We start from the raw sequence: 10,380 nt of genomic DNA, 5'->3' as shown, positions 1-10,380 counted from the left end.
ACCATTGCCGCGAATTTTTACCTGATGTACGCAAGGCAAAATGTGGGAGCGGGCTTGCCCGCGAAGGCGGTGGCCCTGCCGATACAGGGGTGACTGACACACCGCTATCGCAGGCAAGCCAGCTGCCACCTGTGAACGGTGCCGCGCCTAAAGCTCGCGCACTACCCGAAAGCCAATCCAGTCGCCGCGCGTTTGCGGGTAGATGTTGTTGCGGTTGCCCGAGCGCGAAAACACGGGCGCTTCGCCCCAGTCGTTGCCGCGAATCTGGTAGCTCTCGCAGTTAGGTTCCACCCAGGCGCTGCCGTCGGTGGGGGCGCCGATGTAGTTGGGGTGCTCGCAGTCGGCGACCCGCTCATAGACATTGCCATGCATGTCGTACATGCCAAACGCATTCGGCGGGTAGCTGCCGACCGGCGAAGAGTAGCTGTAGCCATCCGCCGGGCCGTAGGTGTTGGCATGTTCGGCGATGCTGTAACCCTTGCCCTCATCGAAAGGAAACGGAAACGGTCCGGCGGTGCCGGCACGCGCCGCATATTCGCGCTGCGCTTCGCTGACCATCTGGTACGTCTGCCCGGTCTTTTTCGACAGCCAGGCCACGTAATGTTTGATGTCGTCCATGTCCATGCACACCGCCGGCTGGCGCGGCCCTTGTGGGTAGCGTGGCTTGCTGGCGATGCATTCGCGCCCAGGGCGGGTGTCGCCGTCGGCGATCTTGACGCCGGTCTGGCGGATATAGCTGTCCCATTCACCGGCGGTGATATGGAAACGGCTCATGGCGAAGGGTTTGGCGAAGGTCACCTCATGCATCGGGCCTTCGTCGGGCTCGCGGCCGACTTCGTCTTCCGGGGTGCCCATGGTAAAGGTGCCGGCCGGCAGCACGACCATTTCCGGGCAGTCCTTGCAGTCTTTGAATACTTTGCCCGGTTGCGCGGTGGCGGCCTGGGCCAGGCCTGGCAACAGCGCGCCGCACAGGGCGGTCAGCGCCAGGGCAGTGAGGGGCTTGAGTCGGGATGGAGTCATGTGGGCATCTCGTTCAAAGGAAAAAGGGGTCACAGCCGTTGGCTCAGCAAGCTCATGAAACGCTGGATTTCATCCGAGCTGTTAAGCAGGCCAGGGGAGGTGCGAATCACGGGGCCGACATCACGGTCCACCGCATCGATCACCACACGGTTTTTCATCATGTGGGCGACCACGGCCTCGCTGTCCTGGCCCTTGACGCGGAAGAAGGTAAAGCCGGCTGAGAGAGCAGGGCTGCGCGGCGTCACCAGCTCGATTTGCGGGTGGCCCAGCAAACGGCCCTTCAATTCGCTGTTGAGCGCGTGAATACGCGCCTGCACTTGGGGCTTGCCCAACTGCAAATGCAACTTGAAGGCTTCGTCCACTGCCCAGCGATGCTCAAAAGCGTGGAAACCGCCGGGCGTCATGGTGGTGGCGAAATTGGTGTCTTCGGAGAAGGTCGGCACCATCGGCGTCACGTATTTGTTTTCGGCGTCGCGGGCGCACACCAGGCCGGTACCGCGCGGGCCGAACATCCATTTATGCGTGCCGGCAATAAAGAAGTCGCAGTGCATATCGGGGAAGTCGAGGTTTTCCACGCCGAAGCCGTGCACGCCGTCCACCACGTAGAGAATGCGGTCGTTTTCATCGCGGTTACGGTTGAGTGCGTCCACCAGCCTGCCGATCTCGCCAATCGGTAGTTTCACGCCGCTGCCCGACTGCACCCAGGTCATGCCCAGCACGCGGGTGTTGGGGCGAATACTGCGCTGGATATTGCCGAGGATTTCATCGGCAGACACGCGACTGGCGTCTTCGAACAGCGTGAACCTGCGCACCTGCGTGCCTTGCTTGAGCACGCGAAAATCCAGGGCGTTCTGGGTAGCGTAATGCTCGTGTACGGTGGTGAGAATTTCCTGGTCGGGCCGCAGCTTTATCCCGCCGTAGATCATCGCCAGCCCTTCGGAGGTGCTGCCGGTGAGGGCAATTTGCGCCGGCTTGGCGTTCAAGTAGCGACCGGCCCATTCCCGTACCTGGCCTTCGCGTTTCCAGGTTTCCTCAAGGCCCCAGTCCATCGCCAGCCCTGGGTTGCGGTCGATCTGCTGGCGGTAGCGGTCGATCGCCTCGCGCACCGGCTTGGGGTGCGAGGCCACCAGGAAATTGGAGAAGTGCAGGTAGTTCGGGTCCTGGTTGAACAGCTGTTTCAATCCCGTCCATGGGGCGTTCGCAGCGGGTGCCGGGCTGTCGGCCAGTGCTTGAGGCATCAGCGCAGCGCCCAGTGGCAGGCTGGCGGCGAAGACACCGGCCTGTTTGAGAAATGTACGGCGATCAGTCATGGACGTGCTTCTAGGTGGTTAGCGGTTGGCCAAGGGCTTGGCGGCTTTTTGTACCTGGTCCCATACGCGCAGGAAGTTGCCTCCCCACAGCTTGGCGATATCGGCTTCGGAGTAGCCACGCTGGATCAGCTCGGCGGTGACGTTGCGCACCTCGCCGACGTTCTCCCAGCCCTGGATGCCGCCACCGTCGTTGAAGTCCGACGAGATGCCGACGTGATCAATGCCGATCTTGCGCACGGTGTAGTCGATGGCGTCGCCCCAATCCTTGAGGGTGGCCTTGGGTTCTTCTTCGAGAATGCCGTACAGGCCTTGGGCGTACTGGCCGAACTTCTGCTCGGGCCAGGCGGCAATGATTGCGTCGCCGGGCATCAGGGCCATGGCCAGGTTGGGCAGCGGCGGCAAATCGAAACGCGCGCGCAGGGTGTTGAGCTTGTCCTGGGTCGGTTGGCTCAGCGGACGCAAATAGGCGGGAAAGCCCACCACTTGAACCACGCCGCCGCTGTTCTTGATCAGTTGCAGTTCTTTGTCGCTGAGGTTGCGCGGGATATCCACCGACGCCCGCGGCGCGGAGTGGGACGCCACCATCGGCGTACGGCTCAGCTGTGCCACTTGCTCCAGCGCCTTGGTCGACATTTGCGACACATCGATGATCACGCCCAGGTCATTGAGGCGATGCACCGCCTGCTGACCGATGGGCGACAGCCCTTCGAGGGCGTCGGTCGAATCGTTGAAAAACGGCAGTGGGCGCGACGAGTCTGACCAGGCGTTGTTGCCGATATAGCTGAAGCCGAACATGCGCATGCCGCGCGCCGCCCACAGGTCCAGTTGGTTCAGGTCATCGCCCAGCGGGTAGGCGTTGAGCATGCTGATAAACACCGCAAATTTGCCCTCACCGTGCAGGCGGCGGAAATCGTCCGGGGTGTAGGCGATGCCGACCTGGTTGGGAAAGTCGCGCACCATGCCGGAGATGATCTTGTAGCGCACCTCTTGCTCGTGGCGGGCCTCCTCGACAAAACCGTCGGTGGGCTTATGCGGCGCGTTGGTGCCGTTCCAGATTTCCGGCCAGCCGAAAATCGTCAGGGCGGCGCCCGACAAGCGCCCGCGTGCTGCCTTGGCCAGGTCGAACTGGCCGCTGCCATCTTTGTCGGCCTCATTGCCGGCCGTGCCGAAATCCATCGGCACCGTGATGTGGCTGTCGAACGACAGCAAGCGGTCCTGCATTTCATTGGCTTGCTTGATCACCTCCAATGGGTAACCGGCATTGCCGCGAAACCAGTGGTCCCAGACCAGAAAGCCAGCCCCGGCGCCGATGGCCAATGCCAGCGGCAGGCCGATCAACAGCGCCTTTTTCGAACGTGGTTTTGTCATTGCCATCTCAGTCAGTTGAGGCCTTTGCTATCAGGGAGGAACGAGCCATGGCCGGGGAAATTTAGGCCCGCTTCGCGCGGCGGTAAATTTGCGAAGGCTGCAAACGTTCTAGCTCTGATTAAGCCGTTTCCTAAGGTAGACAATGACGATCTCTCGACGTGGGTTCATCGCAGGCCTGGCGCTGACGGGCGCCGCCGTGCCGGCGGCCTTTTATGCCCATCGCGAGCTGACGCGCGAAGAAGAATTCCCCATCACCCCGGGCGAGGCCACGGTGGATTTGGCCGACACCGATGGCCAGCACTTGGCGAACATTTTGCGCGGTGTGTGGAGCCTGCGCCTGGAAGGCCGCGACGCCGGGCTAAAGGGCTTGCCGCTGCAAGGCCTGGAACTGCTGCTGGACATCGCCCCGCGTGGCCGTGGCCTGCGCGGCTACCTGGACACTACTGAAAACCTGCGCGCCGAAGGTGAACCGCGTTACCGCGTACTCGGTGATGTGCTGACAGGCGAGGGCGCCTTGCTTTACTGGCGCCTGATCGACCGCGAGGCGGCCGACGGCGCACCGGCCTATGAATTCAAGATGACACTCGATGAAGTCTGGGCCGACTTCGCTAACGCCGGCAGCAGCACCCTCAGCGGGCAGATCCTCAACCTCGACCGCCCCTTGGCATTCACCGAGCGTGACAACCGCTTTATCGCCCACAAACAGCTGTTTCCCGAAGCGCGCCAACGCATCGGCCTGAACTCGACACTGCTGGCCTGGCTGATTTCGCCGGAGCACCGCCTGTTTCACCAACTCTGGCACGCCACCCGCGACCAGTGGCACAAGCTCTCGGAGGAAAAGCGCGACGCCTTGCGCGGCATCGGCTGGCAGCCCGGCCCGCGCGGCCAGGAACGCGACGCACGCGGCAAACGCAAAGATCGCAACGGCTCGGGCATCGACTTCTTTTTCATGCACCGGCATATGCTCGGCAATGCGCGTTCCATGCAAGATTTGCCGTCGTGGCCGCAATTCCCCGAGCCACAGCCGGCGCTGGAACGCGACCGTCTGGGCTTTATGCGTTACTTCGATAACCACGACGGCTTCGCGCTGCCGCCCTGTTGGTCGGCGCCGGATGACAGCGAATACACCCAATGGGTCAGCGATATCAAGGCGGCCCAGACGTACCACAGCAACTTTCAGGTCTGGGAGTCCCAATACCGCGACCCACGTTACCTGGCCAAGCTGAGCCTTGGGCAATTGGGTTCCGAGATGGAGTTAGGCCTACACGACTGGCTGCACATGCGCTGGGCCTCGGTGCCGCGTGATCCGTCCAACGGCGCGCCGGTGCCGTTCGCCCGCGACCCGTCGGACTTTGCCGCGCGTTGGTATGCGCCGGAGAACGACTTTCTCGGTGATCCGTTTTCATCCCATGTAAACCCGGTGTTCTGGCATTTCCACGGCTGGATTGATGACCGCATCGAAGATTGGTTTCGCGCCCACGAGCGCTTCAACCCCGGTGAGGTCAGCCGGCTGCAAGTCAATGGCGTGAACTGGTTCGCGCAGGGGCGTTGGGTGGAAGTCGGCGATCCGTGGCTGGGGCCGGACACCCACGGCTGCAGCACCACGCCGGGGTTGCAGATGGGCAGGTCGATGGAGATGGACCCGGAGACCATGAAGCTGGCGCTGCGTATTACCTTTGCCGCTGAGGACGAAGGCTTGCAGGCATTGTTCAAGCGTGTGCCGAGGCGGCCCTGGTACGCACGGCACTTGAAGGTCAAGTAACGCCTGGGACGTTGGGCCAGAGATCGGCCACCAGGAACAGGCGTTCGGCTTCTTCCCAATCCTCGCCATTGCGCACAAGGCGCACCAACAACTGCGCGGGTGCCATCGGGTCCAGCGCTGCCAGCCAGCCCTGCATCTGCTGCTCACTCCAGACCTCAGCCTGCGCGTAGTGCGCCGGTGCCAGCCAGGCATGCCTGGGCAGCGGTTGCCAGCGCCCCGGCGGGCTAGCACTGACCAGCGCCGGCCAATCGCGCTGATGCAGCCAGCGCCCCCGCAGATGCTGCGGATGGGCGCCATGCGGTGGCTCGGCCTGGCCGGGCCACGGATAGAGCAAATACCCGCCAAGCCACAAATGCGCATCGAACTGCTGGATATCCAGCGCCGCCAGCGCCTCGCGGCTTTCCGCGCGTGCCGAAATCGGCAGTTGGTGCTGGGCCAGATGCGCCAGCTTGCGGTCCAGCCGGTCATGGCATCCCGGCCCCAGCCATTGCGCGGTATCCAGACCGTTGCCGTCCTGCGGCCCGAGATACAGTTTGATCGCCAGTTCCAGGTGGTGCACGCCATCGCGGTCGCGCAGCAGCATGTCCAACTCGCCCAAGGTATGCCCGGCGCGGCGGATCGGCAGGTTGGCGGCCAGCAATTCCACGCCCGGCGCATGCTGCACAGCGAATTGCCACAGGCGCTCGTAGTACAGGCCCAAGCGCCGTGTGCGGGCAAGGCTTAGCCAATGCTGCAAAGCGCTGCTGTCTTGGTCGAGTGCGCGCAACCACTGCTCCAGCAGATGCGGGGCCTGCACCCAATCGCTGCCGGCCAGCGGGTGGCGCTGAGGCCAGGGCGTTTGCGCGAGCATTGGCGGGGCGAGCATCACCCACGCCAAGTCGCGCACTTCGGGGTGGCGCAGTTGGCGGGGCAGGTTGTGCAAATCCGGGAACACAGTCATGGTCCGAGCATAGCCGTTTAACGTCTGTTGGGGTGGCTGAGAACCATTGTCATCAAGGGTTCACGGCGACAAAGGATTTTGCCTGACGCGGCCTTTCGCCCATAATCGTTGTTTTTGCCACACCCCACATCCCGCAGGAGCCCCATGGAGCAATTTCGCAATATCGGCATTATCGGTCGCCTGGGCAGTACCCAGGTGCTGGACACCGTCCGCCGACTGAAAAAGTTTCTGCTCGAGCGCCACCTGCACGTGATCCTCGAAGACACCATCGCCGAAATCTTGCCGGGCCATGGTTTGCAAACCTCATCGCGCAAAATGCTCGGTGAAGTCTGCGACATGGTGATTGTGGTCGGCGGCGACGGCAGCCTGCTCGGCGCAGCCCGGGCGTTGGCGCGGCATAACGTGCCGGTGCTGGGGATTAACCGCGGCAGCCTGGGCTTCCTGACCGATATCCGTCCCGATGACCTTGAAGTTGAAGTGGCCAAGGTGCTCGACGGCCATTACCTGGTCGAAAACCGCTTCCTGCTGCAGGCCGAAGTGCGCCGCCACGGCGAAGCCATCGGCCAGGGCGACGCGCTCAACGACGTGGTGCTGCACCCCGGCAAGTCGACGCGCATGATCGAGTTCGAGCTGTATATCGACGGCCAGTTCGTGTGCAGCCAGAAGGCCGACGGCCTGATTGTGGCCACGCCGACCGGTTCCACGGCGTACGCGCTGTCGGCCGGCGGGCCGATCATGCACCCCAAGCTGGATGCCATTGTGATCGTGCCGATGTACCCCCATATGTTGTCCAGCCGGCCAATTGTGGTCGATGGCAACAGTGAGCTGAAAATCGTGGTGTCCAAAGACATGCAGATCTACCCGCAAGTCTCCTGTGACGGGCAGAACCATTTCACTTGCGCCCCCGGTGACACCATCACCGTGAGCAAAAAGGCGCAGAAGTTGCGGTTGATCCACCCGCTGGACCACAACTACTACGAAGTGTGCCGCACCAAGTTGGGCTGGGGCAGCCGCTTGGGGGGTGGAGGCGACTGATGCTCGATCCCGCGCGTAGCTACGACCTGATTGGTGACGTGCACGGGTGCGCTCATACCCTTGAGCACTTGCTCGACCGGCTGGGCTACCACAAACAGGGCGGCACCTGGCGCCATCCGACGCGAATGGCGGTGTTCCTCGGCGATATCATCGACCGTGGCCCACGCATTCGCGAGGCGCTGCATATTGTCCACGACATGGCCGAGGCCGGTCAGGCGCTGTGCATCATGGGCAATCATGAATTCAACGCGCTGGGCTGGAGCACGCCCGCGCCGCCGGGCAGTGGCAAGCAGTTTGTGCGCGAGCACAACCCACGCCACGCGCGGTTGATCCACGAGACCCTGACCCAGTTCGAGCACCACCCGGCCGACTGGCACGACTTTCTCGGCTGGTTCTATGACATGCCGCTGTTTGTCGATGCCGGGCGTTTCCGTGTGGTGCACGCGTGTTGGGACGAGGGCTTTATCCAGCCGCTGCGCGCGACCTTTCCGGATGGCTGCATCGACCAGCACTTTTTGCAGGCCGCCGCCGTGCCGGGCAGTTTTGCCTGCAACGCCTTCGACCGCTTGCTGCGCGGCACCGACATGCGCCTGCCGGACGGCCTGACGCTGACCGGTGGCGATGGGCTGACGCGCTCGTTCTTTCGCACCAAATTCTGGGAAGACGACCCGAAAACCTACGGCGACATCGTGTTCCAGCCCGATGCGCTGCCGGAACCGGTGGCACGTACGCCGCTGTCGTCGACTGAAAAAAATTCCCTGCTGCGCTATGGCATCGACGAGCCGTTGCTGTTCGTCGGCCACTACTGGCGCAGCGGCAAACCCGCGCCGATCCGGCCGAACCTGGCCTGCCTGGATTACAGCGCCGTGCTGTACGGCAAGCTGGTGGCGTATCGGCTGGACCAGGAAACCCAGCTGGATCCGCGTAAATTTGTATGGGTCGACGTTGAGCGCCCTGAGGTTATTTCATGAGCACCGTAGCTGTTTTGCGCTTGCCGCTGAGTGTCGATCTGGCGGGTTTCGTCAAGTTGCTGCAACGCATGCAAGTTCCCCATCGTGTCAGCGAAGAGGCCGGCGAGCAGGTGTTGTGGGTGCCCGAAACCATCAGCGAAGACGTGCGCGTGTTGTACCAACGCTTTCCCGCCGGTGACCCGGACCAGCAACTGGACATCCCCGAGCGGGCGCCCGTTACGCGCCCCAGTTTTGTTCAGCAGGTGCGCCACAGCCCGGTGACGGCGCTGGTACTGTTGGCGAGCATCATTGTCGGCGCGGTGACGTTGCTGGGTGAAAACCTGCAAACCATGAGCTGGCTGACGTTTCTGCCGTTCCATGTGACGGGCGAGTACCTTCAATTCACGCCCTTTGCCGAGACCATGGCGTCGGGGCAATGGTGGCGGTTGGTCACGCCGATGCTGATCCACTTCGGCATCCTGCATTTGGCCATGAACGGCATGTGGTACTGGGAACTCGGCCGGCGCATTGAGGTGCGCCAGGGCAGTATCAACCTGCTGGGCCTGACCCTGCTGTTCAGCCTGGTGTCCAATTACGCGCAATACGCCTATGGCGGCCCGAGCCTGTTTGGCGGCCTGTCCGGCGTGTTGTATGGCTTGCTGGGGCATTGCTGGATTTTCCAGTTGCTGTCGCCCAACCCGGCTTATCGCCTGCCTCGCGGGGTGCTGGCGATGATGCTGATATGGCTGGTGCTCTGCATGTCGGGGCTGATCTCGATGATCGGTTTCGGCGAAATCGCCAACGCGGCTCATCTGAGCGGCTTGGTCATCGGTTGCCTGACGGGTTTGCTGGGTGGGTTGTACAACCGCCGCAAAACCTCCATTTGATAAGGAAGAGCCTAATGTCCTCTTTTGCTGAAATGATCGAAAACATCACCCCGGACATCTATGAGAGCCTCAAGCTCGCCGTGGAAATCGGCAAGTGGTCCGACGGCCGCAAGCTCACCGCCGAGCAGCGCGAGCTGTCGCTGCAAGCGGTGATCGCCTGGGAAATCCAGAACCTGCCCGAAGAGCAGCGCACCGGCTACATGGGCCCGCAGGAATGCGCGTCGAAATCGGCACCGGTGCCGAACATTCTGTTCAAGTCGGATGCGATCCATTGATTGAAATTGGTCGCGGTGCAGTCAGCAAAATGTCGGCGCAACTCGGTGAGCCGACCGTTCAATACGCGTTTCGCCTTGGCGATACCGAGGTGCCGGTCAACCCGTTGATCGGCACGCACGTGCGCCTGGAATACCTCGGCGCCATCCATTGCAGCCATTGCGGGCGCAAGACCAAAACCAGTTTCAGCCAGGGTTACTGCTACCCATGCATGACCAAACTGGCCCAGTGTGACCTGTGCATCATGAGCCCCGAGCGTTGCCACTACGACGCCGGCACTTGCCGTGATCCGGGCTGGGGCGAGCAATTCTGCATGACCGACCACGTGGTCTACCTGGCCAATTCGTCTGGCATCAAGGTCGGCATCACCCGCGCCACCCAGCTGCCGACACGTTGGCTGGACCAGGGCGCCAGCCAGGCGCTGCCGATCATGCGCGTGGCGACCCGCCAGCAATCCGGCTTCGTCGAAGACCTGTTTCGTAGTCAGGTGGCCGACAAGACCAACTGGCGCGCGCTGCTCAAGGGCGATGCGGTGGCGGTGAACCTGACCGAAGTGCGCGATGCGCTGTTTGCCTCGTGCGCCGAAGGCCTGCAGAGTTTGCAGGAACGCTTTGGCCTGCAGGCCATCCAAACGATTGCCGACATTGAACCGATCCAAATCCGCTACCCGGTCGAGCAGTATCCGACCAAGATCGTCAGCTTCAACCTGGACAAGAACCCGATTGCCGAAGGCACGCTGTTGGGGATCAAGGGCCAATACCTGATCTTCGACACCGGCGTTATCAACATTCGTAAGTACACGGCCTACCAGCTCGCCGTGCATCAGTAAAAGGAT

At 62.4% G+C, this 10,380-nt stretch carries 10 protein-coding genes; 6 read left to right on the top strand and 4 right to left on the bottom strand.

Translation table 11 applies throughout. The features are described 5' to 3' along the window. Positions 1-147 precede the first annotated feature (147 nt). The 3 genes from pvdO to pvdM are packed head-to-tail and all read right to left on the bottom strand — an operon-like array spanning position 148 to position 3,698. Complete coding sequence (gene pvdO / locus AACV02_RS30350) at positions 148-1,020, bottom strand: dihydropyoverdine dehydrogenase (protein WP_119735959.1); 873 nt, start codon at positions 1,018-1,020, stop codon at positions 148-150. 29 nt (positions 1,021-1,049) lie between these two features. After that, positions 1,050-2,330, bottom strand: a complete 1,281-nt coding sequence (pvdN, locus tag AACV02_RS30345) for a pyoverdine-tailoring periplasmic protein PvdN (RefSeq protein WP_119735957.1) — start codon at positions 2,328-2,330, stop codon at positions 1,050-1,052. An 18-nt stretch (positions 2,331-2,348) separates the two neighbouring features. Next, the gene (gene pvdM / locus AACV02_RS30340) at positions 2,349-3,698 is read right to left on the bottom strand and encodes a pyoverdine-tailoring dipeptidase-like protein PvdM (protein ID WP_119735955.1); all 1,350 of its coding nucleotides are present in this window, start codon (positions 3,696-3,698) and stop codon (positions 2,349-2,351) included. Between the two features lie 142 nt (positions 3,699-3,840). Between pvdM and pvdP the strand changes: the two genes are divergently transcribed. Next, a complete protein-coding gene (gene pvdP, locus AACV02_RS30335; protein WP_119735953.1) occupies positions 3,841-5,460 on the top strand; it encodes a pyoverdine maturation tyrosinase PvdP in 1,620 nt (539 codons plus the stop codon). Here pvdP and AACV02_RS30330 read toward each other — a convergent pair. Continuing rightward, positions 5,453-6,400 carry a DUF1853 family protein gene (locus AACV02_RS30330; RefSeq protein ID WP_119735950.1) on the bottom strand — a complete coding sequence of 316 codons (948 nt, stop codon included), beginning with the start codon at positions 6,398-6,400 and terminating at the stop codon, positions 5,453-5,455. The genes pvdP and AACV02_RS30330 overlap by 8 nt on opposite strands. 144 nt (positions 6,401-6,544) lie before the next feature. Here AACV02_RS30330 and AACV02_RS30325 point away from each other — a divergent pair, with 144 nt between their 5' ends. The 5 genes from AACV02_RS30325 to AACV02_RS30305 are packed head-to-tail and all read left to right on the top strand — an operon-like array spanning position 6,545 to position 10,374. After that, the gene (locus tag AACV02_RS30325) at positions 6,545-7,435 is read left to right on the top strand and encodes an NAD(+) kinase (RefSeq protein WP_010210870.1); all 891 of its coding nucleotides are present in this window, start codon (positions 6,545-6,547) and stop codon (positions 7,433-7,435) included. Then, positions 7,432-8,406 (top strand): metallophosphoesterase, encoded by a 975-nt coding sequence (locus AACV02_RS30320; RefSeq protein WP_164487985.1) that lies wholly within the window; start codon positions 7,432-7,434, stop codon positions 8,404-8,406. Before AACV02_RS30325 ends, AACV02_RS30320 begins: the two co-directional genes overlap by 4 nt. After that, positions 8,403-9,272: a rhomboid family intramembrane serine protease gene (locus AACV02_RS30315; protein WP_119735946.1), complete on the top strand. Its 870-nt coding sequence runs from the start codon at positions 8,403-8,405 to the stop codon at positions 9,270-9,272. Before AACV02_RS30320 ends, AACV02_RS30315 begins: the two co-directional genes overlap by 4 nt. A 14-nt stretch (positions 9,273-9,286) precedes the next feature. Beyond that, positions 9,287-9,547 carry a YeaC family protein gene (locus AACV02_RS30310; protein WP_017138108.1) on the top strand — a complete coding sequence of 87 codons (261 nt, stop codon included), beginning with the start codon at positions 9,287-9,289 and terminating at the stop codon, positions 9,545-9,547. After that, positions 9,544-10,374 carry a DUF2797 domain-containing protein gene (locus AACV02_RS30305; RefSeq protein WP_119735944.1) on the top strand — a complete coding sequence of 277 codons (831 nt, stop codon included), beginning with the start codon at positions 9,544-9,546 and terminating at the stop codon, positions 10,372-10,374. The genes AACV02_RS30310 and AACV02_RS30305 overlap by 4 nt, the downstream gene beginning before the upstream one ends. Positions 10,375-10,380 lie beyond the last annotated feature (6 nt).

It is taken from the genome of Pseudomonas sp. Larv2_ips (assembly GCF_963879675.1).
Taxonomy (GTDB): domain Bacteria; phylum Pseudomonadota; class Gammaproteobacteria; order Pseudomonadales; family Pseudomonadaceae; genus Aquipseudomonas.
Note: the sequence above shows the minus strand (reverse complement) of the source record. Positions and strands in the feature narration are given on the sequence as shown.

Bases quoted from the DNA above. Each gene is read 5' to 3' on its own strand.
- pvdM (WP_119735955.1), bottom strand. From the start codon at position 3,698: ATGACAAAACCACGTTCGAAAAAGGCGCTGTTGATCGGCCTGCCGCTG.
- pvdO (WP_119735959.1), bottom strand. From the start codon at position 1,020: ATGACTCCATCCCGACTCAAGCCCCTCACTGCCCTGGCGCTGACCGCC.
- pvdP (WP_119735953.1), top strand. From the start codon at position 3,841: ATGACGATCTCTCGACGTGGGTTCATCGCAGGCCTGGCGCTGACGGGC.
- AACV02_RS30310 (WP_017138108.1), top strand. From the start codon at position 9,287: ATGTCCTCTTTTGCTGAAATGATCGAAAACATCACCCCGGACATCTAT.
- pvdN (WP_119735957.1), bottom strand. From the start codon at position 2,330: ATGACTGATCGCCGTACATTTCTCAAACAGGCCGGTGTCTTCGCCGCC.
- AACV02_RS30325 (WP_010210870.1), top strand. From the start codon at position 6,545: ATGGAGCAATTTCGCAATATCGGCATTATCGGTCGCCTGGGCAGTACC.
- AACV02_RS30315 (WP_119735946.1), top strand. From the start codon at position 8,403: ATGAGCACCGTAGCTGTTTTGCGCTTGCCGCTGAGTGTCGATCTGGCG.
- AACV02_RS30330 (WP_119735950.1), bottom strand. From the start codon at position 6,400: ATGACTGTGTTCCCGGATTTGCACAACCTGCCCCGCCAACTGCGCCAC.